We start from the raw sequence: 21,929 nt of genomic DNA, 5'->3' as shown, positions 1-21,929 counted from the left end.
CAGAGGGAGAGAAACATGTCTTTTAATATCGGCCTTAGCGGCCTCTATGCGGCCAACAAACAACTGGACGTGACCGGCAACAACATCGCCAACGTTGCGACCACTGGCTTCAAGTCGTCCCGTGCGGAATTCGCGGACATCTACGCGGCGTCCAAACTGGGCACCGGGCAGAACAGCATCGGCAATGGTGTGAACCTGGCGGCGGTGTCGCAGCAATTCACCCAAGGTGACGTGAATGGCAGCGGCGGCATTCTGGACATGGCGATCCAGGGTGGCGGCTTCTTCGTGCAGAAGGGCAGTGACGGTTCGCTGGAATACACCCGCAGCGGTGCGTTCCGTGCCGACAAAGACGGCTACATCACCAACAACACCGGTACCTCGCGCCTGCAAGGTTACGCGGCGGATGATGACGGAAAAATCATCAAGGGCGGCCTGACCGACCTGCAACTGAACCTGACGAACTTGCCGCCCAAGGCCTCCACCAAAGTGGATTCCACCAGTAACCTGAACTCCTCGGAGCCGGTGATCGATCAAACGGCCAAGCCATTCGATCCCACCAAGACCGATACCTTCACCACGCAATACAGCACCACCTTGTACGATTCCCAGGGCAACGCTCACCCGATGGTGCAGTACCTGGTGAAAACCGACGGCAACAAGTGGAATGCCTACACCCTGATCGACGGTCGCAACCCTGACGGTTCTGCCCCGACGGGCACTCCATCGACGCCACCTGTGGCGTCGACCCTGACCTTCGATGGCGCTGGCAAGCTCACCAGCGTGGTGACCGGTGGTGTATCCGATAAGACCCTCACCGTTGCCGGCTGGGTCCCGGGTACGGTGACCAGTGGTGTGTGGAAGGCCAACGGTGCGGATGCCAACCCAGGTGGAATTGCGGTCAACATGGCCAACATTACCCAGTACAACTCGGCCACCTACCGTAACCCTCCGGTGACCGATGGCTATGCCACCGGCCAGATCACCGGCCTGAAGATCGACGGCAGCGGCGTGATGTTCGCCACCTTCAGCAACCAGCAGAGCAAGGCCATCGGCCAGATCTCGCTGGCCAGCTTCAACAACGAACAAGGCCTGCAACCTGCCGGCAGCACCACCTGGAAAGAGACCTTCGCTTCAGGCCAACCGGGTTACGACACCCCGCAAGCCGGCACCCTGGGCTCGATCGTGGCCAACTCCCTGGAGAACTCCAACGTCAACCTGACCAATGAGTTGGTGGACCTGATCAAGGCCCAGAGCAACTACCAGGCGAACGCCAAGACCATCTCCACCCAGAGCACCATCATGCAGACGATCATTCAGATGACGTAATGCTGTTGGTTTGCCACGAAGACGAAAAAGCCCCTCGATCGAGGGGTTTTTTTTGTTTTTTTAAATTGCTCCCCTTTTGCGCTATCTGACGGTCATGTGATTGCACATTTTTTATTGGAACTGCCTACACCGTTCTTCTCACTCATCGAAGCGAACAAGTTTTGATGAAGGGGGAGCAGTATGTGGGGGGGATCGGTATCAAGCCAAAAGGATTATGCGTATTTCCAAAGTAGCAACGGGATACCACGTGTTGAAGAAACCAAAGACAGCACGAATACCGATAAGGACGCCGTCTTAAAGCTGCTCAAGGAGCTGGAAGATGCTCAGAAAACCTCCAAGAGCCAGGCTGTCCAGGACTTGCGTAACAAGCTTAATGATTTGCGTGAAAAGTTGGGCGAGGACAAGTTCAAGGAAATTATCGAAAATCTGAAGAAAGACGCTCCTTACAGTTGGCTTGAGTTTTTGAAGGCATTGTTTCCAGAGCTGTTTCCTGATGATGTATCTACCGGTGCTGATGAGTCGCAGTTGGGTGGCAGTGGGGGAGGAGGCGGTGGCAGCGGTCGCTATCAGGGCGGTGGGCTAGGAGGCGGCATCAATGCTGGCGGGACGCTGGGGCTCGGGGAGAGAGTGGGCAACTTACCGGTTACGGCAGGGACGAATCAAACCAATTTCGAGCCAGGTAGCTACAAGCCCGGTGAGATGCCGAGCAATCTCTTTTCTGGCGCCTATCAGGGTCAGGAAGGCAATTGCGGTGCTATTTCAGCGTGTAAGGCCATGATCGCGCAGTTCGGTCCGGCCGGTGTGTTTAAAGATATCAAACGGGATGCTTCGGGTAATTATGATGTGACTCTCAAAAACGGTAATCATGTCCAAGTTACACAGGCACAGTACCGTGAGTCAGCAGCAAGGGCTCAACTGCAAGGACAGGATCCGAAGCTGCTCGGATTCATGAATTTAATGTTGGCCGTGAATAACGTTCAGGCAATGAGGCAGCGAAACGATGGGATTTCAGGAAGTAGTTTCAGCGAAGCTATTAACAGCATCAATGACGGTGAGTGGGCCGTGGAGACTTTTAATCGATTGGGCTATGGGAATCTTATAGAGAGGGTCAGCCCTTCGCAATTGGCTGCGGGCAGAGTCGGTACCCTGGATAACAACACGCATTCGCTCGCCGTGTTGAATCGTAGTGAGGATCGATGGGGTACCAGGTACGGTAACGTAAGGACTGATCCCAATTTGATAGCCTGGGGGTTCAAGCGGGAATACGCGTAATTAAAACAGGCAGTGCGTGCAACCTATTCTGGTAGCTGTGCTCGCCAGGTCCATATGGCAAGCAAGAACAAGAAAAAGCCCCCTGTGAGCCCTCTGGGATCCAGGGCTTACAGAAGGCTTTTTTCCAATTAAACCTGAGTGAGCCTCAGCTTATTGGCAAGCTTCACAATCCGGCTCATCAATCGCACAAGCCTTCGGCACTGGCGCAGGTCCGGCTGGCGCGGCGAGTACCGAATCATCACCATGGTTGCCGCTGGATACAGCGTTCAGCTTGCCGGTGTTGATGGTCGACTTCTCGGTGCTGGTCGCGGCCAGGGCACGGAGGTAGTAAGTGGTTTTCAGGCCACGGTACCAGGCCATGCGGTAGGTCACGTCCAGCTTCTTGCCCGAAGCGCCGGCAATGTAGAGGTTCAGCGACTGTGCCTGGTCGATCCACTTCTGACGACGGCTGGCAGCGTCAACGATCCACTTGGTATCCACTTCGAAGGCGGTCGCGTAGAGCTCTTTGAGTTCCTGCGGGATGCGCTCGATCTGCTGCACCGAACCGTCGTAGTACTTCAGGTCGTTGATCATGACCGAGTCCCACAGGCCACGGGCTTTCAGGTCGCGAACCAGGTACGGGTTGATCACGGTGAACTCGCCCGACAGGTTCGATTTCACATACAGGTTCTGGTAGGTCGGTTCGATCGACTGCGACACGCCAGTGATGTTGGCGATGGTGGCGGTCGGTGCGATGGCCATGATGTTGGAGTTACGAATGCCTTTCTGTACACGGGCACGTACCGGCGCCCAGTCCAGGGACTCGTTCAGGTCAACGTCGATGTACTTCTGGCCACGCTGTTCGATCAGGATCTGTTGCGAGTCCAGCGGCAGGATGCCCTTGGACCACAGCGAACCCTGGAACGTCTCGTAGGCGCCGCGCTCGTCCGCCAGGTCGCAGGAAGCCTGGATCGCGTAGTAGCTGACCGCTTCCATGGACTTGTCGGCGAACTCGACCGCAGCATCGGAACCGTAGGGAATGTGTTGCAGGTACAAGGCGTCCTGGAAGCCCATGATGCCCAGGCCGACCGGACGGTGCTTGAAGTTGGAGTTCTGCGCCTGTGGCACCGAGTAGTAGTTGATGTCGATGACGTTATCGAGCATGCGTACGGCGGTGTTGACAGTGCGTTCCAGCTTGGCGGTGTCCAGCTTGCCGTTGACGATGTGGTTCGGCAGGTTGATCGAGCCCAGGTTGCAGACCGCGATCTCGTCCTTGTTGGTGTTCAAGGTGATCTCGGTGCACAGGTTCGAGCTGTGGACCACGCCTACGTGCTGCTGCGGGCTGCGCAGGTTGCACGGGTCCTTGAAGGTCAGCCATGGGTGGCCGGTTTCGAACAGCATCGACAGCATCTTGCGCCACAGGTCTTTGGCCTGGATGGTCTTGAACAGCTTGATCTTGCCAGGGTACTGGGCCAGGGCTTCGTAGTACTCGTAGCGCTCTTCGAAGGCCTTGCCGGTCAGGTCGTGCAGGTCCGGTACTTCGGACGGCGAGAACAGCGTCCACTGGCCGTCATCGAAGACACGCTTCATGAACAGGTCAGGGATCCAGTTGGCGGTGTTCATGTCGTGGGTACGACGACGATCGTCACCGGTGTTCTTGCGCAGCTCGATGAACTCTTCAATGTCCATGTGCCAGGTTTCCAGGTAGGCACATACAGCGCCTTTGCGCTTGCCACCCTGGTTCACGGCAACGGCGGTGTCGTTCACCACTTTCAGGAACGGCACGACGCCCTGGGATTTACCATTGGTGCCCTTGATGTACGAACCCAGTGCACGCACCGGCGTCCAGTCGTTGCCCAGGCCGCCGGCGAATTTGGACAACATGGCGTTGTCGTGGATCGCGTGGTAGATGCCCGACAGGTCATCCGGCACGGTGGTCAGGTAGCAGCTCGACAGCTGTGGACGCAGGGTGCCGGCGTTGAACAGGGTCGGGGTCGACGACATGTAGTCAAAGGACGACAGCAGGTTGTAGAACTCGATCGCACGGTCTTCCTTGTGCTTCTCTTCGATCGCCAGGCCCATGGCCACGCGCATGAAGAACACTTGCGGCAGTTCGAAGCGGATCCCGTCCTTGTGGATGAAGTAACGGTCGTACAGGGTTTGCAGGCCCAGGTAGGTGAACTGCTGGTCGCGCTCGTGGTTGATCGCCTTGCCGAGTTTTTCCAGGTCGAAGGTGGCCAGGATCGGGTTGAGCAATTCGAATTCGATACCCTTGGCGATGTAGGCAGGCAGGGCCTTGGCGTACAGGTCGGCCATCTCGTGGTGGGTGGCGCTGTCGGCCACGCCCAGGAAGCCCAGGCCTTCGGCGCGCAGGGTGTCCATCAGCAGGCGCGCGGTGACGAACGAGTAGTTCGGCTCGCGTTCAACCAGGGTACGGGCGGTCATCACCAGGGCGGTGTTGACGTCGGTCAGGGCCACGCCGTCGTACAGGTTCTTCAGGGTTTCGCGCTGGATCAGGTCACCGTCGACTTCTTCCAGGCCTTCGCAGGCCTCGGTGATGATGGTGTTCAGGCGGCCCAGATCCAGTGGCGCAAAGCTGCCATCGGCCAGGGTGATGCGGATCGACGGGTGCGCTTGCACGGCTTCGGCGGATGGCGCGTGCACGGCACGTTCCTTGGCGCGCGAATCGCGGTAGATCACGTAGTCACGGGCAACTTTCTGCTCGCCGGCACGCATCAGGGCCAGTTCGACCTGGTCCTGGATTTCTTCGATGTGGATAGTGCCGCCCGAAGGCATGCGACGCTTGAAGGTCGCGGTGACCTGTTCGGTCAGGCGGGCAACGGTGTCGTGGATGCGCGACGAAGCAGCAGCGGTGCCGCCTTCAACTGCAAGAAACGCTTTGGTGATGGCGACGGTGATTTTGTCATCGGTGTAAGGAACGACAGTGCCGTTACGCTTGATCACGCGCAATTGGCCAGGTGCGGTGGCGGACAGATCCATAGTCGAATCGGCGGCCTGCGGCACGGAGCCCTGCGGGTTCTCGCGAGTTGTGTCGGTTTGCATGGGGGGTTGTCTCCACGTTCTATATTTGATTGCGAGTGCCAGGCTTTCCTGCAACACCCGTACCGTTTTCCATGTCTTTGGATGAAAAACAGCTGCCATCCGCGTGAGCGGTTTGGTCTACTGAAAATCGGTTGGTTCCACGCTGCGCCAGCAATAAAACGCTTGAATTTCGAGCCGCTTATGTGGTTGGACGCTTTTCGCTAAAACCCTACATGTAGGGTCTCTTGAAGTGCCGAGGTACAAGATAATGCGTTTTACGGGTGTTAGCAACGCACTAACCTGTGGATAACACTGTGAGTAAAATGTGTAAGAAAGGTTGAAGGGGCGTGTAGGCCGCATTACTACTGGATTGCGCCGTTTGTCATTAAATGTTTCGAGCCCAAAACAAGGTGGCGGTTTTCGAAGGGCGCGAACCCTATCACAAAAAAACGCCATGGCCGAATGGATTTCCCGGCTTGTGCTTATGGGTTGGCCCGTGGCTACAATCGACCCTCGTTATGCCTGCAACACATGACAAACAGGCTGTGCCTGGACCGTATCGGCCAGAAGAATTTCCTATAACAATGAGGACACCCCATGGCACAGGACCCCTGGCAGATATTGATCGTCGAGGATGACCAACGCCTGGCCGAGCTGACCCGCGAATACCTGGAGAGCAACGGCCTGCGGGTGTCGGTGGAGAACGACGGTGCCGTGGCGGCCGCGCGCATTATCGCCGAGCAGCCTGACCTGGTGATCCTCGACCTGATGCTGCCCGGCGAAGACGGCCTGAGCATCTGTCGCAAGGTGCGCCAGCGCTATGACGGCGTCATCCTGATGCTCACTGCGCGCACCGACGACATGGACCAGGTGCAGGGCCTGGACATGGGCGCCGATGACTACGTGTGCAAACCCGTGCGTCCGCGCCTGTTGCTGGCACGTATCCAGGCCCTGCTGCGGCGCAGCGAACCGGCGCCAGCGGTTGCGGTGGAGCACCAGAGGCGCCTGCAATTCGGCCCGCTGGTGGTGGACAATGCCTTGCGCGAGGCCTGGCTGCACCAAGGTGGCATCGAACTGACCAGTGCCGAGTTCGACCTGCTGTGGCTGTTGGTGGCCAATGCCGGGCGCATTCTTTCGCGCGAAGAAATTTTCATCGCCCTGCGCGGCGTCGGTTACGACGGCCAGGACCGTTCGATTGATGTGCGCATTTCACGTATTCGCCCCAAGATCGGCGATGACCCGATCCACCCACGCCTGATCAAGACCATCCGCAGCAAAGGCTACCTGTTCGTGCCCGAAGCTGCTGCCGACATGCCACTGTGAACTCGATCTTCCTGCGCATCTACGGCGGCATGTGCGCCGCGCTGATCCTGGTCGCGCTGCTGGGTGTGCTGGCCCTGCACTTGCTCAACGATGTGCGCAGCGACCAATACCGCGAGCGCCTGGCCCATGGCACTTTCGCGCTGATGGGCGACAATCTGCAGCCCATGAGCGCCATCGAGCGCCAGCGCGCATTGGCCGTGTGGGAGCGATTGCTGGGCATTCCGCTGCAGTTGCGCACCTTCACTGACGCACAGCTGGACATGCGCCAGCGCAAGCGCCTGCAACGTGGCCAGGTCCTGGTGGAGCAGACGGGGCCCCATGCTGCGCGGGTATTACGGCTGGTCAGTGAACAGGAGCAATGGGTGCTCACCGGCGAAGTGCAGCAGATCAGCGAGCAATTGGCCCGCGCTACTATTTACCTGCTGGCCGACGAACTGGTGCGGTTTCCGGTGGCCGAGCAGCCGCAACGTTTGGCCGACCTCAAGCAGGCAAAAGGTTTTGGTTTCGAGATGCACCTGATGACCCTCGACCAGGCCGATATGGACGACGACCAGCGCCGTCGCGTGGCCGAAGGCGATACGGTGATGGCCCTGGGCAAAGGCGGTGATTCGATCCGTGTGTTTGCCGGCATGGTCGGCACGCCGTGGGTGCTGGAGATCGGCCCGCTGTATCAAATGAACCCGTACCCGGCGCAATGGTTGATCCTGATTACGTTGATCGGCCTGACCCTGATCGGTCTGATCGTCTACCTGTTGGTGCGCCAGCTCGAGCGCCGGCTCAAGGGGCTGGAGGCAGCGGCGACGCGTATCGCCAAGGGCAACCTGGAGGTTCGCGTACCGGCGCGAGGCGTCGATTCGGTGGGGCGGTTGGCGGCGGCGTTCAACGGCATGGCCGAGCACTTGCAGCAATTGCTGGCGATTCAGCGTGAGCTGGTACGCGCCGTCTCTCATGAGCTACGCACGCCGGTGGCGCGCCTGCGCTTCGGCCTGGAGATGCTGGGCGACGCCACCACCCCCGAGGCCCGGCGCAAATACCTGGAGGGCATGGACGGCGATATCCAGGACCTCGATGGCCTGGTCGATGAGATGCTCACCTACGCGCGCCTGGAGCAGGGCGCGCCGGCGTTGGACTTCCAGCGCGTCGACCTCGATGCGTTGCTCGACCAGGTGATCGGCGAATTGTCGCCACTGCGCCCGCAGGTCAGCGTCACCCGGGGGATTTGTCCGTCACCGGCGCATCGGGCGGACGCCTGGGTCGATGCTGAACCCCGCTACCTGCATCGCGCGCTGCAGAACCTGGTCAGTAATGCCATGCGCCACGCCAGGGGCCAGGTACTGATCAGTTATCAGGTAGGGCAGGTGCGGTGCCGTATCGACGTGGAAGACGATGGTCCCGGCGTACCGGAAAGTGCCTGGGAACGGGTGTTTACCCCGTTCCTGCGCCTGGACGACAGCCGCACCCGCGCCTCGGGCGGGCACGGCCTGGGCTTGTCGATCGTGCGGCGGATTATCTATTGGCATGGCGGGCGGGCGTTGATCAGCAAGAGCAACAACCTGGGCGGGGCGTGTTTCAGCCTGAGTTGGCCCAGAGAACAGGGAAAACCCTGACACCGCTATCGGGAGCAAGCCCCCTCCCACAGGGGAATGCAGTCCAAATGTGGGAGGGGGCTTGCCCCCGATGGCACTCTATCAGGCGCCAACCGCCACCAGACTCAACAACTGCTCCCCCTCCACCCCAAATTGCCCCTCCAATTCCTTGCCATGGCACCACTCACTGGACAGGTCCGTGAGCAACCGCAGCCGCACATGCCCAGCCTGCGACCACTCCACCACCTCGGCATGCTCGAAATAGAAGCGCTGGTGCACGAGCGGGTAGAGCGCCTTGAACAGACTCTCCTTGACCGAAAACGTCAGCGTCACCAGCAGGGCGGCCTGCTCGCGCGGCAGGCTGGCCATTCGTTGCACTTCATCGGGCGTAAGGATCTCGCCCGCCAGGCGTTCCGCCCGTTCCAGCGTCAACAGGTTCTCCAGGTCCATTCCCAGGCCGCGCCACTGCGCCTTGTGCGCGACGATCGCCGCGGCGTGCCCGGTGCTGTGGGTAATGGAGCCACTGATATGCCCTGGCCAAATCGGCGCGCGGTCTTCGCCAATGGCCGGGACGCAGTCGAGGTTATCGAGTCGCTGCAGCGCTTCGCGGGCGCACAGGCGGCCGGCGAGGAATTCCGCCTGGCGCTTGGCCACCGAGCGCTGGATGCTCGCCGGCGGCGGCACGGCGCTGCGTTGGAAGTCGCTGGCGTTCAATAAGGCCGGGTCGAATCGCGTGCTCAAAAACACTGTGCCCGGCAAGGGAACAGGCAGCGGCCAATGGGCATCGAGTGGGGTACAACAGGCGGGTAGGGGCGTCATGCGCGACATTTTGCCGAGTTGGCGCGTCAGTGCATAGTCCGTAGTGCATGACTCATTGCGGTTCAGGCCGGGTTCAGAGCCTGTTCAGGGGGAGTTCAGGGGCGCTTGCGTAGTGTGGACACCACAGCCTGAACGCGTAAGAGGTAACCACCATGACTGCGATCAAGAAACTGCTGCTGGCGTTGACCATGCTCAGTGCCACCGCCGGTGTGCAAGCCAGCGATAGCACGTTTGCCGCTTTTGGCCGAGAGAAAAGCAAAAAAGACGGCAACCTGATCCATCGTGTCAGCTTCGAAGAGATGAGCGTTCAGGCCGCACCGTGGGGCCAGTCACTGGTCACAGCGCCTCAGCCGGGTTACCGCACCGGTTATGCGCCTCTGTCAGGCCAATACAATGGCATTAAACTGCGCCCGCAAGACCTGCAGGGCCGCTATGATATCCCTCGCTCGGACTGTTGAATTGCCTTGGAGAGCCTTATGAAATTGCTGGTGGTGGAAGATGAGGCGCTGTTGCGTCATCACCTGTTTACCCGCCTGACCGACAGCGGCCACGTCGTCGAAGCCGTGGCCAATGCCGAGGAAGCCCTGTACCAGACCGGCCAATTCAACCATGACCTGGCGATCATCGACCTGGGTCTGCCCGGCATGGGCGGCCTGGACCTGATCCGGCAGCTGCGCACCCAGGCCAAGACCTTTCCGATCCTGATCCTGACCGCCCGCGGCAACTGGCAGGACAAAGTCGAAGGCCTGGCTGCCGGTGCCGACGACTATGTGGTCAAACCGTTCCAGTTCGAAGAGCTGGAGGCGCGGATGAACGCCTTGCTGCGCCGCTCCAGCGGTTTCACCCAGTCCACCATCGTCGCCGGGCCCCTGCTGCTGGACCTCAATCGCAAGCAAGCCTCGCTGGACGAACAACCGCTGGCGCTGACCGCCTATGAGTACCGCATCCTTGAGTACCTGATGCGCCATCATCAACAGGTGGTGGCCAAGGACCGTTTGATGGAGCAGCTCTATCCCGATGATGACGAGCGCGACCCCAACGTCATCGAAGTGCTGGTTGGCCGGCTGCGCCGCAAGTTGGAAGGCCCGGCCGGGTTCAAGCCGATCGACACCGTGCGTGGCCTGGGCTACCTGTTCAATGAGCGCTGCCGTTGATTCGCTCGCTCCGTGTGCGCCTGATGCTGGCCGCCGCCACCCTGGCGGTGCTGTTCATGCTGGGCTTGTTGCCCGCCATGCAAGGTGCCTTCAGCCTGGCGCTGCAGGATTCCATCGAGCAGCGCCTGGCGTCGGATGTCACCACCCTGATCTCGGCGGCCCGCGTGGAAAATAACCGGCTGTTGATGCCGGCGCAGTTGCCCGATGAGCGTTTCAACCTGACCGACAGTCGCCTGCTCGGCTATATCTACGACCGTGAAGGCCATCTGGTGTGGCGTTCGCGGGCGACCCAGGAAGAAAACATCAATTACAAGCCGCGCTACGATGGGCGCGGCAACGAATTCGCGCGTATTCGTGAGGCCAACGGCCAGGAGTTCTTCGTCTATGACGTCGAGGTCCGGCTGCTGGGCGGCAAGAGCGCGGCTTTCAGCATCGTCGCCTTGCAACCGGTGCGCGAGTACCAACTGACCCTCGAAGGCCTGCGCGAGAATCTCTACCTGGGGTTCGGCGCGGCATTGCTGGTGCTGTTGACGCTGCTCTGGCTCGGCCTGACCTGGGGCCTGCAGGCCCTGCGGCGCCTGAGCCAGGAGCTGGACCAGATCGAAGGCGGCACCCGCGAAAGCCTCAGCGAAGAGCACCCCCGGGAATTGCTGCGCCTCACCGGTTCCCTCAACCGTTTGCTGCACAGCGAGCGTGAGCAGCGCACGCGCTACCGCGACTCCCTGGATGACTTGGCCCATAGCCTGAAAACCCCGCTGGCGGTATTGCAGGGGGTGAGCGAAGACATGGCCCAGCGCCCCGAGGAACGCAGCCAGGCCTGGGTGCTGCAGTCGCAGATCGAGCGCATGAGCCAGCAGATCGGCTATCAATTGCAGCGCGCCAGCCTGCGCAAGAGCGGCCTGGTCCGCCACCAGGTACGCCTGGAACCGGTGCTGCAAAGCCTGTGCGACACGTTGGACAAGGTTTACCGGGACAAGCGCGTCACCGTGTCCCTCGACCTGCCGGACGCGTGCGACGTACCCATCGAGAAAGGCGCCCTGCTCGAGATGCTCGGCAACCTGCTGGAAAACGCCTACCGCCTATGCGTGAAGCAGGTACGTATCAGCCTCGTGGAACACCCGGACGGCAGTGAGCTGTGCATCGAAGACGATGGCCCCGGTGTGCCACCGGACCAGCGCGCACGGATCCTGCAGCGCGGCGAACGGCTTGATCGCCAGCACCCGGGGCAGGGCATCGGGTTGGCGGTGGTCAAGGACATCATCGAAAGCTATCACGCGCGGTTGACCCTGGGTGATTCGGCGCTGGGTGGCGCGGCGTTCAGGATTCACTTTCCCGCCTTGTGAGGGGGCAGGCAGGCTACCCGCCTTCAGCCCTCCTGCGCGCGATACGCCCCCGGCGTCAACCCGGTCCACTTCTTGAACGCCCGATGAAACGCTGACGGCTCCGAGAACCCCAACTGTTCTGCAATTTCCTGCAAAGACAAGTCCGCTCGCCCCAAGTGGTAGATGGCGATATCGCGGCGTAACTCATCCTTCAATGCCTGAAAGCTGCTGCCTTCTTCACGCAAATGCCGGCGCAGGGTCTGCGGGCTGATATGCAAGTGCTGGGCGATCGCTTCCAGGTCCGGCCAGGGCGTGCGGTCGCGGCTCAGCAAGCGGCGCAGTTGGCTGCTCAGGCTGTCGCCCTCATCGGGTCGAGACAACAAGTCGGCGGGGGAGCGCTGTAGAAAGTGCTTGAGGGTGCGTTCATCCTGCAGCAGCGGCAGGTTCAGGTATCGGCTGGGAAACACCAGGCTGCTGTTGGGCGCGCCGAATACCTGCGGGCAAGGAAACAGCAGGTCGTATTCACCGGCGTGGGCCGGCATCGCATAACTGAAGGTGACCTGATGCAGCCGAATACGCTGGCCGATCAACCAACTGCCCAGACGATGCCAGATCACCAGCAGGCATTCACTGAGAAAGTGGTCCGGGTCCCACAGTGGCGAGTCGTCCAGGCTCAAGCGAGCGCTGTCGCCTTCGCGTGTCAGCTGCCAGCGCGGGCCGTGGGGGAACAGGCTATAAAATAACAGGCCGCGTTCCAGCGCCTTCTCCAGCGTGCGGCAATGAATCAGCGCATGACACATCATGGCGAAGGTGCCGCGCTTGCTCGGCGCCTGGGCGAAACCCAGGTATTCATCATCCAGCGCCAGCCAGAGCATTTGCAGCAACCGGGTAAATTGCTCCGGAGCGATACGCGCACGCGATTCGCTCAGCTGTTCGGGGGTGATACCCACCTGCTGCAACAGGCCGAGTAGTCGAAACCGGCCCGACGTGCGCCGCCCAGGGCCGCGCGGGCGAAGTGGCTGGCGATGGTGCGTTCACGCATGACAGGGCCTCGTCCGTGGAAGGGCCGATGGTAGCCATCACCTGGAGGGGTCACAAGGCGGATATCCGCCAAATTGTAGGACGAGACGGGGTTGGTCGGCGGAAATCCGCCACCTTGTTACACGCCCGCCAGGCGTTGGCGAGCCTGAAGCCCTGATGTACAGAGGCTTTCACCGGGTTTAAGCAAAGTGGCACGGCGTTTGCGATAAGGATCAAAGCGCGGGATTGTTCCTACAGTCCTCGCCAACAACAAATCCCTCCAGTGCAGGAGGGTTCGCAATTCAAGTGTCGTGGGCAATGGCGGATATTTGCCACACGGTGCGATTGAGGAACTTTGCAATGACGACTCGTCAGCCAATCTACAAATCCCTGTATTTCCAGGTGATCGTTGCAATCGTTATCGGTATTTTGCTCGGTCACTTTTACCCGCAGACCGGCGTGGCCCTCAAGCCACTGGGTGACGGCTTTATCAAGCTGATCAAAATGGTCATCGCCCCGATCATCTTCTGCACCGTGGTCAGCGGCATCGCTGGCATGCAAAGCATGAAATCGGTCGGTAAAACCGGTGGCTACGCGCTGCTGTACTTCGAAGTCGTTTCCACCATTGCGTTGCTGATCGGCCTGATCGTGGTCAACGTCGTGCAGCCGGGTGCCGGCATGCACATCGACGTGGCAACCCTGGACGCTTCCAAAGTCGCTGCCTACGTGACCGCCGGTAAAGACCAGAGCATCGTCGGCTTTATCCTCAATGTCATCCCCAACACCATCGTCGGCGCCTTCGCCAACGGCGACATCCTGCAAGTGCTGATGTTCTCGGTGATCTTCGGTTTCGCCCTGCACCGCCTGGGTGCCTACGGCAAGCCGGTGCTGGACTTCATCGATCGTTTCGCCCACGTGATGTTCAACATCATCAACATGATCATGAAGCTGGCGCCCATCGGTGCCCTGGGCGCCATGGCGTTCACCATCGGTGCCTACGGCGTAGGATCCCTGGTGCAGTTGGGCCAGTTGATGATCTGCTTCTACATCACCTGCGTCCTGTTCGTGGTGGTGGTGCTGGGCGCCATCTGCCGCGCCCACGGCTTCAGCGTGTTGAAGCTGATTCGTTATATCCGCGAAGAGCTGCTGATCGTGCTGGGGACTTCGTCTTCGGAATCCGCACTGCCGCGCATGCTGATCAAGATGGAGCGTCTGGGCGCGAAGAAATCCGTGGTTGGCCTGGTCATCCCGACCGGTTACTCGTTCAACCTTGACGGTACGTCGATCTACCTGACCATGGCCGCCGTGTTCATCGCCCAGGCGACCGACACCCACATGGACATCACCCACCAGATCACCCTGCTGCTGGTGCTGCTGCTGTCCTCCAAAGGTGCCGCGGGTGTGACGGGCAGTGGTTTCATCGTACTGGCTGCGACCCTGTCGGCTGTCGGCCACCTGCCGGTTGCCGGCCTGGCGCTGATCCTGGGTATCGATCGCTTCATGTCCGAAGCCCGCGCGCTGACCAACCTGGTGGGTAACGCCGTTGCCACCATCGTTGTGGCCAAGTGGGTCAAGGAACTGGACACCGACAAGCTGCAAAGCGAACTGGCATCCGGCGGTACCGGTATCTCCGAAACCCGCGAAATCGACGACCTGGGCGTGGCCGAAGGCCCTGCACCTGTGGTCAAGTAAGCTGCAGATGGCGTGAACTAACGCCGACAGCAACACACAAACGCCCCGACTGGTTCGGGGCGTTTGCGTTTCTGGCGCGTCACGGCAGTGGCTTTTGTTTTACAGTAAATGAACCGGTTGAAACGCTTGCGGGAGGTTTTGTGGACAGTGTGGATCTGAACGTCTTGCGCAGCGTGCTGGAATGGCGCCGCGCCGGGCAACGCGTGGTGTTGTACAGCGTGGTGCAGACCTGGGGCAGCGCGCCGCGCCCACCGGGGGCGATGTTGGCCCTGCGCGGCGACGGGGTGGTGATCGGCTCGGTGTCCGGCGGCTGTATCGAGGATGACTTGATCGCGCGCCTGCAGGATGGCCGTTTGCCCGATGATGGCCCGCCCGTGCAGTTGGTCACCTACGGTGTCACCCGCGATGAGGCGGCGCGCTTTGGCCTGCCCTGCGGCGGCACCCTGCGCCTGACCGAAGAGCGGGTGGACGACTGGGAGTGGGTCGCGCAATTGCTGGCGCGCTGTGAGGATCATCAGATTGTTGCGCGGGAGCTGGACCTGGCCACTGGCAACGTGACCCTCAGTGCCGCGAGCAAGACCGATGTGGTGACCTTTGACGACCAGTGCCTGCGCGCCATCTATGGGCCGCGCTGGCGCCTGCTGTTGATCGGCGCCGGACAACTGTCGCGCTATGTCGCGGAAATGGCGCGCCTGCTCGACTTTGAAGTGCTGATCTGCGACCCGCGTGAAGAGTTTGTCTATGGCTGGGAGGAACACCACGGTCGCTTCGTGCCGGGCATGCCCGATGAAGCGGTGCTGAATATCCAGACCGACGAACGCACGGCGATTGTCTGTCTCACCCATGATCCGCGCCTGGATGACATGGCGTTGCTCACGGCGTTGAATTCCAGCGCGTTCTATATTGGCGCCCTCGGTTCGCGGGTCAACACGCAGAAGCGACGGGAAAACCTGGCGGCGTTGGGGTTGTCGGCAGAAGCGATTGCACGTTTGCATGGGCCCATCGGCTTGCACATCGGCAGCCATACACCGGCGGAAATTGCGCTGTCGCTGATGGCGGAAATCGTCGCGATCAAGAACGGCGTGGCGCCTGTGCAGAAAAAGCCGCTGGCGGCGGTTGCCCAGTGACAGTGACGGCGATAGTGCTGGCGGCGGGGCAGGGCAGTCGCTTTCGTGCTGAGGCGGGCGCCGACCGGGATAAATTGCTCGCCGATTGTGTAGGGCTGGACGGCGTGACGCGGCCGGTGATCGAGCAGGTCCTGGTGAATTTGCCGGCCAGTGTGGTGGAACGTTGGGTGGTCACGCTGCCGGGCAGTACCGAGGTGATTCGGCTGGCGCAGGCGCATGGCTGCAAAGTCTTGCTGCTGCAGTCGGCTGGTATGGGCGACAGCATTGCTGCTGCAGTCGCCGCGAGTAGTTTGGCGGACGGTTGGCTGGTGGTATTGGGCGATATGCCGTTCATTCGATCCACCAGCATCGAACGGGTGATCAATGCGCTGCAAGCCGGTTGCATCAGCGTGCCGGTGCATGCGGGCGAGCATGGACATCCCGTGGCCTTTGACCGGGCGTTGGGCGCAGATTTGATGGCGCTGACAGGCGATCGTGGCGCGAAGCTGCTGTTCGCGCGTGTGTCGGTGAGTGAAGTGCTGCTGGATGACGCCGGTGTTCTCTGGGATGTGGATCTGCCACAACGGTTGAATTTCAGCGCGCATTAAAGTGTGGGAGGGGGCTTGCCCCCGATAGCGGTGGTTCAGTCAACATATCTGTGGCTGATACACCGCCATCGGCGGCAAGCCCCCTCCCACATTTTTGCAATAAAAAGCCCCGCCTGATCACTCAGGCGGGGCTTTTTAATGGCTGATGGAATCAGACGAAGGGTTTAGGCTCGTGCTCTTCTTCCTGGGCCTTGTGCTCTACCGACGCGGCAGCGGCAGCGGCAGCCTCGGCTTCCTTGCGGCGACGACGCACTTCACGTGGGTCGTTCGGTGCACGGCCGTTTTCAGTCAGTGCGCTTGCCGGTGCAGCTTCAACCACCGGAGCAGCAACTTCGGCCACTACCGGCGCTTCAACCACGGGTGCGGGCTCAACGACTGGAGCGGGCTCAACCACGGGGGCAGTCTCGACCTCTGGGGTCGGCTCGGCCACCACTTCGACATCAGCAACCGCAGCCGGCGCCTCTTCTACCACCGGGGCAGGAGCAGGCGCTTCAACCGGAGCAGCAGGTTCGGCAGGCCATTGGAAGGCGGTCTGTTCTTCGCGAACTTCACGCACGGCCGGGGCAGCTTCTTCGACAGCCGGTGCTTCAACGGCGGCGTCCGCCACTGGCTCAGGCTCGACGACCGGAGCGACTTCAACGGCAACCACTTCGGTCACGGGTTGAGCGTCGCGAACCGGTGCCACTTCCACTTCCGGAACCACTGGGGTTTCGATTGGGGTAGTGGCTTCCACCACCGGTGCTTCAACCACTGGCGTCTCGGCAACGGGCGCTTCTAGCGCAGCGGTCTCTTCGACAGCAGCGGTAGCGCGTTCAGCCTGCTCATGGGCCTGGGCTTCAGCAGGGGCGCTGATGACCGAGCTGGCAACGGCAGCGGTCACGGCCAGGCCGGCAGCCAGTTCGGCGCCCGTCGGTTCGTGGTTGGCCGCTTCTGCGTTCTCGCCGACTTCTTCCGAGCCTTCGATCACGTTGCCGTTGGCATCACGCTGACGCTCACGACGGTTGCTGCGACGACGCTGACCACGGGAGCGGCGGCGTGGGCGATCGCCTTCGGCGTTGTCCTGGCCATCTTCCTGCAGTTGCTCTTCGCCGGTCACCACTTCTTCTTCACTGGCGGCGGCGGCCTGTTCGGCGCGTGGTTGACGCTCTTCACGCGGAGCGCGTGGTTGACGTTCCTCACGTGGCGCGCGCTCTTCACGCGGCTGGCGAGCCGGGCGTTCTTCGGTGGCTGCGGCAGCGGCAGCGGCGACGGCAGGGGCCGCATCCAACGGCTCGCGCAGTTCACGTACACGCTCTTCACGCTCGCCACGCGGCTTGCGATCTTCACGCGGGGCGCGTGGAGTACGCGCACGTTCTTCGCGCGGTGCGCGTTCTTCACGGGCTACGGTCGGGGTTTCTTCACGGGCTTCGCGAGGTGCACGCTCTTCACGTGGCGCGCGCTCTTCACGCGGGGCACGTTCTTCGCGCGGCTTGCGCTCTTCGTCCCGACGACCGTTGCGGTTGCGGCTCTGCTGACGACCGTTGCGACGCTCTTCGTTACGCGCCGGGCGTTCGGTGGCGGTTTTTTCAACCACAACCGGGGCAGCGGGCTCTTCCTTGGTAGCGAACAGGCTGACCAGCGACTTCACCAGGCCCTTGAACAGGCTTGGCTCAGGCAGGGCGGCCGGCGCGGCCACCGGAGCAGCAGCTTCGGCCGGTACCGGTGCATTGGCGCGGGCCGGGGCGGTTTTCACGGCGGCTTCCTGGCGAACCAGGGTGCGGGTCGCGGCGGCCGGCTGGACTTCTTCCACTTCGGCGGCGGCAGCGGCGATTTCGTAGCTGGACTGGCCGCTGTGGGCTTCCGGGCTGTCATCGCGCAGGCGTTGCACTTCGAAGTGCGGCGTCTCGAGGTGATCGTTCGGCAGGATGACGATACGGGCACGGGTGCGCAGTTCGATCTTGGTGATCGAGTTGCGTTTTTCGTTGAGCAGGAACGCGGCAACCGGAATCGGCACTTGTGCGCGAACTTCGGCGGTGCGGTCTTTCAGGGCTTCTTCTTCGATCAGGCGCAGGATCGCCAGGGACAGCGACTCAACGTCACGGATGATGCCGGTGCCGTTGCAACGCGGGCAGACGATGCCGCTGCTTTCGCCCAGGGATGGACGCAGGCGCTGACGGGACATTTCCAGCAGGCCGAAGCGCGAGATACGGCCCACTTGTACACGGGCGCGGTCGGCTTCCAGGCATTCGCGGACTTTCTCTTCCACGGCGCGCTGGTTCTTGGCCGGGGTCATGTCGATGAAGTCGATCACGATCAGGCCGCCGATATCACGCAGGCGCAGCTGGCGGGCGATTTCTTCAGCCGCTTCCAGGTTGGTCTGCAGGGCGGTCTCTTCGATGTCGCTACCCTTCGTGGCGCGCGCCGAGTTGATGTCGATGGACACCAGGGCTTCGGTCGGGTCGATCACGATGGAGCCGCCGGAAGGCAGTTCGACCACGCGCTGGAAAGCGGTCTCGATCTGGCTTTCGATCTGGAAACGGTTGAACAGCGGAACGCTGTCTTCGTACAGCTTGATCTTGCTGGCGTACTGCGGCATCACCTGGCGGATGAAGGTCAGGGCTTCGTCCTGGGCTTCAACGCTGTCGATCAGCACTTCGCCGATGTCCTGGCGCAGGTAATCGCGGATGGCGCGGATGATCACGTTGCTTTCCTGGTAGATCAGGAACGGCGCGGAACGATCCAGCGAAGCTTCTTTGATGGCGGTCCACAGTTGCAGCAGGTAGTCGAGGTCCCACTGCATTTCTTCGCTGCTGCGGCCCAGGCCGGCAGTGCGCACGATCAGGCCCATGTCGGCGGGTGCGATCAGGCCGTTCAGCGCTTCACGCAGTTCGTTGCGCTCTTCGCCCTCGATGCGACGGGAGATGCCGCCGGCACGCGGGTTGTTCGGCATCAGCACCAGGTAACGGCCAGCCAGGCTGATGAAGGTGGTCAGGGCGGCGCCCTTGTTGCCACGTTCTTCTTTTTCGACCTGGACAATGACTTCCTGGCCTTCGCTCAGGACGTCCTTGATGTTCACGCGGCCTTCGGGGGCCTTCTTGAAGTATTCGCGGGAGATTTCCTTGAGGGGCAGGAAGCCGTGGCGCTCGGAGCCGAAATCGACAAAGGCAGCCTCAAGGCTTGGTTCGATGCGAGTAATACGGCCTTTATAGATGTTGGCCTTCTTTTGCTCGCGCGCACCGGATTCGATATCCAGGTCGTAGAGGCGTTGGCCATCTACCAGTGCAACACGCAACTCTTCGGGTTGAGTTGCGTTAATCAGCATTCTTTTCATGTTGTACCGTCGGTTTCCGGGCTGCCGGAAACGGCGTTCGGCACACACGACTTCTCACGGTCGGTGTCAGGTGCGTCAAGAGTGGTTGGCCACTCCAGTGTCCAGCAAAACCTGCCAATTGGGCGGGTATCGCGACGGACGCGTCCTGCTTGTTAGCGGTGGTGACAAAGGCACCACTTCAACAAAAGCTAAGGTCAGGAGGAGGAATCAACCGGCGACTGTGGACGAGATGAAGCGTCTAAATATAAGCCTAGTGCTACACGGTCCGACGGTTGTGCATCTCCACCCTACACGTATCCCTGATAATTCGGGTGCTGCCGCGCGCAGAATCCGCAGCGGGTTGGCATTTACCGTGTTCTCCAAAGGGGAGTCCACGCTCATGGCTAAACAAGACTAGGTGTGGGCGACTGCGCTCTCACTCAGCTCTTAACAGGCGTTGTTTCCGAAGCATTCGCCATGGTCTGGTTCGGGACTGACTGCACTTTGTGAACTGGCCGTAAATATCGGCGCAACACGCGAGTATTCACCCTGCGTACCGCACTCGCTTCAGGCCTCATGTCACCTGCGCTTGTTACAATCTCAAGCCTTCCAGGGTGGCGAACGCCCCGTAGGACGGCCTCGCGTCCTGATGAATTGCGATGGTCAGGGCCGGCAGTTTGCCGCAAGTCCTCTGTCCAGGCCGCTTTTGGCGGCGTTCGCGACTATAGCAGCAATGATTAAGTGCTTCAATTCCATAAAAAATTGTTATCATCGCCAGCATGACGACTACCGCCCCCCAGACCCCCAGCGTCCAGCTGCTCGAGGTCTCGCCGGAATATGCCGGCCAACGCATCGATAATTTTCTCCTGGCCAGGCTCAAAGGCGTGCCCAAGACCTTGATCTACCGCATCTTGCGTAAAGGTGAAGTGCGGGTGAACAAGGGCCGGATCAAGCCCGAGTACAAGCTGCAGGCGGGCGATATCGTCCGTGTGCCGCCGGTTCGCGTGCCTGAGCGCGACGAGCCGGTGCCGCTGGCCCAGGGCCTGTTGCAGCGCCTGGAAGCGTCGATCGTGTTCGAAGATAACAAACTCATCGTGATCAACAAACCCTGCGGCATTGCCGTTCACGGCGGCAGCGGCCTGACGTTCGGCGTGATCGAAGCCTTCCGGCAGTTGCGCCCGGATGCCAAGGAGCTGGAGCTGGTCCATCGCCTGGACCGCGACACCTCCGGCCTGTTGATGATCGCCAAGAAACGCAGCATGTTGCGCCACCTGCACACTGCCCTGCGCGGCGACGGCGTGGACAAGCGCTACATGGCGTTGGTACGCGGTAACTGGGCCAGTTCGATCAAGAGCGTGCGGGCGCCGTTGCAGAAGAGCAACCTGCGCTCCGGTGAGCGCATGGTGGAAGTGGACGAGGAGGGCAAAGAGGCCCTGACCCTGTTCAAGGTGCTGCGCCGCTTCGGCGACTTCGCCACCCTGGTCGAGGCCAAGCCGGTGACCGGGCGTACCCACCAGATTCGCGTGCACACCCTGCATGCCGGTCACTGCATCGCCGGTGATACCAAATATGGTGACGAGGATTTCTCCAGGGAGATTCGCGACCTGGGCGGCAAACGCCTGTTCCTGCACGCCTACATGTTGACCGTGCCGCTGCCCGATGGCGGCGAGCTGAAGTTGCAGGCGCCGGTCGATGAAATGTGGGCCAAGACCGTGGAGCGTTTGAGTGTCGCACCGTGATTACAAGCTGCTGATTTTCGACTGGGACGGCACCCTGGCCAATTCCATTGGCCGCATCGTCGAGTCGATGCACATGGCATCGACCCGCTCGGGTTTCGAGTTGTGCAGCGACCTGGCGGTCAAGGGCATTATCGGCCTGGGCTTGCCTGAGGCGATTCGCACGCTGTATCCGCAGATATCCGACACTGAACTGGTCGCTTTCCGCGAGCATTACGCCGATCACTACATTGCGCTGGAGGCCGAGCCTTCGCCGCTGTTTGAAGGTGTGGTGCAGTCGCTGCAAGCGTTTCGTGCCGAGGGTTATCACCTGGCCGTCGCCACGGGTAAGGCGCGTCGCGGGCTGGATCGGGTGCTCAAGGCGCACGGCTGGGAAGACTATTTCGATATCACCCGTGCGGCGGATGAAACGGCCAGTAAACCTCACCCTCTGATGCTGGAGCAGATCCTGGCGCATTGCGGGGTATCGCCGCGCCAGGCGTTGATGGTAGGTGATGCGTCCTTCGACCTGATGATGGCGCGCAATGCAGGCATGGACAGCGTGGCGGTCAGCTATGGCGCCCAGTCTGCGGACGCCCTGCAGCCATACGAGCCCAGGATTACGATCGATCATTTTTCTCAATTGCAGGCCTGGCTCAGCCGGGCCCGATAAGTC

Annotated in this window: 15 protein-coding genes and 1 pseudogene; 12 read left to right on the top strand and 4 right to left on the bottom strand. The window is 61.1% G+C overall.

Going from position 1 to position 21,929, the window contains the following annotated elements:
* Positions 1-15: 15 nt before the first annotated feature.
* Both flgE and PspCFBP13528_RS26460 read left to right on the top strand, forming a co-directional pair.
* Positions 16-1,326, top strand: coding sequence for a flagellar hook protein FlgE (flgE, locus tag PspCFBP13528_RS26465; RefSeq protein WP_065951070.1), 1,311 nt, complete (start codon positions 16-18; stop codon positions 1,324-1,326).
* A 180-nt stretch (positions 1,327-1,506) separates the two neighbouring features.
* Positions 1,507-2,598 (top strand): hypothetical protein, encoded by a 1,092-nt coding sequence (locus tag PspCFBP13528_RS26460; RefSeq protein WP_137201842.1) that lies wholly within the window; start codon positions 1,507-1,509, stop codon positions 2,596-2,598.
* Positions 2,599-2,748: 150 nt separating this feature from the next.
* Here the strand turns inward: PspCFBP13528_RS26460 and PspCFBP13528_RS26455 are convergent, their stop codons facing one another.
* The gene (locus PspCFBP13528_RS26455) at positions 2,749-5,640 is read right to left on the bottom strand and encodes a ribonucleoside-diphosphate reductase subunit alpha (RefSeq protein ID WP_065951068.1); all 2,892 of its coding nucleotides are present in this window, start codon (positions 5,638-5,640) and stop codon (positions 2,749-2,751) included.
* A 576-nt stretch (positions 5,641-6,216) separates the two neighbouring features.
* Between PspCFBP13528_RS26455 and PspCFBP13528_RS26450 the strand changes: the two genes are divergently transcribed.
* Both PspCFBP13528_RS26450 and PspCFBP13528_RS26445 read left to right on the top strand, forming a co-directional pair.
* Positions 6,217-6,942, top strand: coding sequence for a response regulator (locus PspCFBP13528_RS26450; protein ID WP_065951067.1), 726 nt, complete (start codon positions 6,217-6,219; stop codon positions 6,940-6,942).
* Positions 6,939-8,549: an ATP-binding protein gene (locus PspCFBP13528_RS26445; RefSeq protein ID WP_137201841.1), complete on the top strand. Its 1,611-nt coding sequence runs from the start codon at positions 6,939-6,941 to the stop codon at positions 8,547-8,549. Before PspCFBP13528_RS26450 ends, PspCFBP13528_RS26445 begins: the two co-directional genes overlap by 4 nt.
* An 81-nt stretch (positions 8,550-8,630) precedes the next feature.
* On the opposite strand, the gene PspCFBP13528_RS26440 is transcribed toward PspCFBP13528_RS26445, so the two are convergent.
* Positions 8,631-9,347 (bottom strand): 4'-phosphopantetheinyl transferase superfamily protein, encoded by a 717-nt coding sequence (locus PspCFBP13528_RS26440; RefSeq protein WP_137201840.1) that lies wholly within the window; start codon positions 9,345-9,347, stop codon positions 8,631-8,633.
* A 152-nt stretch (positions 9,348-9,499) separates the two neighbouring features.
* Here PspCFBP13528_RS26440 and PspCFBP13528_RS26435 point away from each other — a divergent pair, with 152 nt between their 5' ends.
* Genes PspCFBP13528_RS26435 through PspCFBP13528_RS26425 form a run of 3 tightly spaced genes read left to right on the top strand, consistent with a single transcriptional unit; the run spans position 9,500 to position 11,844 of the window.
* Complete coding sequence (locus PspCFBP13528_RS26435; protein WP_065951065.1) at positions 9,500-9,805, top strand: hypothetical protein; 306 nt, start codon at positions 9,500-9,502, stop codon at positions 9,803-9,805.
* 18 nt (positions 9,806-9,823) lie between these two features.
* On the top strand, positions 9,824-10,501 hold the full coding sequence (locus PspCFBP13528_RS26430) for a response regulator (protein WP_010208358.1): 678 nt from the start codon (positions 9,824-9,826) through the stop codon (positions 10,499-10,501).
* On the top strand, positions 10,498-11,844 hold the full coding sequence (locus PspCFBP13528_RS26425; RefSeq protein ID WP_065951064.1) for an ATP-binding protein: 1,347 nt from the start codon (positions 10,498-10,500) through the stop codon (positions 11,842-11,844). Before PspCFBP13528_RS26430 ends, PspCFBP13528_RS26425 begins: the two co-directional genes overlap by 4 nt.
* Before the next feature lie 23 nt (positions 11,845-11,867).
* Here the strand turns inward: PspCFBP13528_RS26425 and PspCFBP13528_RS26420 are convergent.
* Positions 11,868-12,865, bottom strand: a pseudogene (locus tag PspCFBP13528_RS26420) (AraC family transcriptional regulator).
* A 338-nt stretch (positions 12,866-13,203) separates the two neighbouring features.
* Between PspCFBP13528_RS26420 and PspCFBP13528_RS26415 the strand changes: the two are divergent.
* From PspCFBP13528_RS26415 to PspCFBP13528_RS26405, 3 genes are all read left to right on the top strand, one after another.
* Positions 13,204-14,535 (top strand): dicarboxylate/amino acid:cation symporter, encoded by a 1,332-nt coding sequence (locus PspCFBP13528_RS26415; protein WP_065884792.1) that lies wholly within the window; start codon positions 13,204-13,206, stop codon positions 14,533-14,535.
* 140 nt (positions 14,536-14,675) lie between these two features.
* Positions 14,676-15,662 (top strand): XdhC family protein, encoded by a 987-nt coding sequence (locus PspCFBP13528_RS26410; RefSeq protein WP_065951062.1) that lies wholly within the window; start codon positions 14,676-14,678, stop codon positions 15,660-15,662.
* Positions 15,659-16,249 (top strand): NTP transferase domain-containing protein, encoded by a 591-nt coding sequence (locus PspCFBP13528_RS26405; protein ID WP_137201839.1) that lies wholly within the window; start codon positions 15,659-15,661, stop codon positions 16,247-16,249. The genes PspCFBP13528_RS26410 and PspCFBP13528_RS26405 overlap by 4 nt, the downstream gene beginning before the upstream one ends.
* A 151-nt stretch (positions 16,250-16,400) precedes the next feature.
* On the opposite strand, the gene rne is transcribed toward PspCFBP13528_RS26405, so the two are convergent.
* On the bottom strand, positions 16,401-19,559 hold the full coding sequence (rne, locus tag PspCFBP13528_RS26400; RefSeq protein WP_194149427.1) for a ribonuclease E: 3,159 nt from the start codon (positions 19,557-19,559) through the stop codon (positions 16,401-16,403).
* Between the two features lie 758 nt (positions 19,560-20,317).
* On the opposite strand from rne, the gene rluC reads away from it, so the two are divergent.
* Both rluC and PspCFBP13528_RS26390 read left to right on the top strand, forming a co-directional pair.
* Positions 20,318-21,277 carry a 23S rRNA pseudouridine(955/2504/2580) synthase RluC gene (gene rluC, locus PspCFBP13528_RS26395; RefSeq protein ID WP_065951059.1) on the top strand — a complete coding sequence of 320 codons (960 nt, stop codon included), beginning with the start codon at positions 20,318-20,320 and terminating at the stop codon, positions 21,275-21,277.
* Positions 21,264-21,926, top strand: coding sequence for an HAD-IA family hydrolase (locus PspCFBP13528_RS26390; RefSeq protein ID WP_065951058.1), 663 nt, complete (start codon positions 21,264-21,266; stop codon positions 21,924-21,926). Before rluC ends, PspCFBP13528_RS26390 begins: the two co-directional genes overlap by 14 nt.
* Positions 21,927-21,929: the final 3 nt, after the last annotated feature.

It is taken from the genome of Pseudomonas sp. CFBP13528, from assembly GCF_005233615.1.
GTDB lineage: Bacteria > Pseudomonadota > Gammaproteobacteria > Pseudomonadales > Pseudomonadaceae > Aquipseudomonas > Aquipseudomonas fluorescens_AM.
This window is presented reverse-complemented; position numbering and strand designations above follow the sequence as displayed.

Bases quoted from the DNA above. Each gene is read 5' to 3' on its own strand.
- flgE (WP_065951070.1), top strand. From the start codon at position 16: ATGTCTTTTAATATCGGCCTTAGCGGCCTCTATGCGGCCAACAAACAA.
- PspCFBP13528_RS26460 (WP_137201842.1), top strand. From the start codon at position 1,507: ATGTGGGGGGGATCGGTATCAAGCCAAAAGGATTATGCGTATTTCCAA.
- PspCFBP13528_RS26455 (WP_065951068.1), bottom strand. From the start codon at position 5,640: ATGCAAACCGACACAACTCGCGAGAACCCGCAGGGCTCCGTGCCGCAG.
- PspCFBP13528_RS26450 (WP_065951067.1), top strand. From the start codon at position 6,217: ATGGCACAGGACCCCTGGCAGATATTGATCGTCGAGGATGACCAACGC.
- PspCFBP13528_RS26440 (WP_137201840.1), bottom strand. From the start codon at position 9,347: ATGACGCCCCTACCCGCCTGTTGTACCCCACTCGATGCCCATTGGCCG.
- PspCFBP13528_RS26435 (WP_065951065.1), top strand. From the start codon at position 9,500: ATGACTGCGATCAAGAAACTGCTGCTGGCGTTGACCATGCTCAGTGCC.
- PspCFBP13528_RS26430 (WP_010208358.1), top strand. From the start codon at position 9,824: ATGAAATTGCTGGTGGTGGAAGATGAGGCGCTGTTGCGTCATCACCTG.
- PspCFBP13528_RS26415 (WP_065884792.1), top strand. From the start codon at position 13,204: ATGACGACTCGTCAGCCAATCTACAAATCCCTGTATTTCCAGGTGATC.
- rne (WP_194149427.1), bottom strand. From the start codon at position 19,559: ATGAAAAGAATGCTGATTAACGCAACTCAACCCGAAGAGTTGCGTGTT.
- rluC (WP_065951059.1), top strand. From the start codon at position 20,318: ATGACGACTACCGCCCCCCAGACCCCCAGCGTCCAGCTGCTCGAGGTC.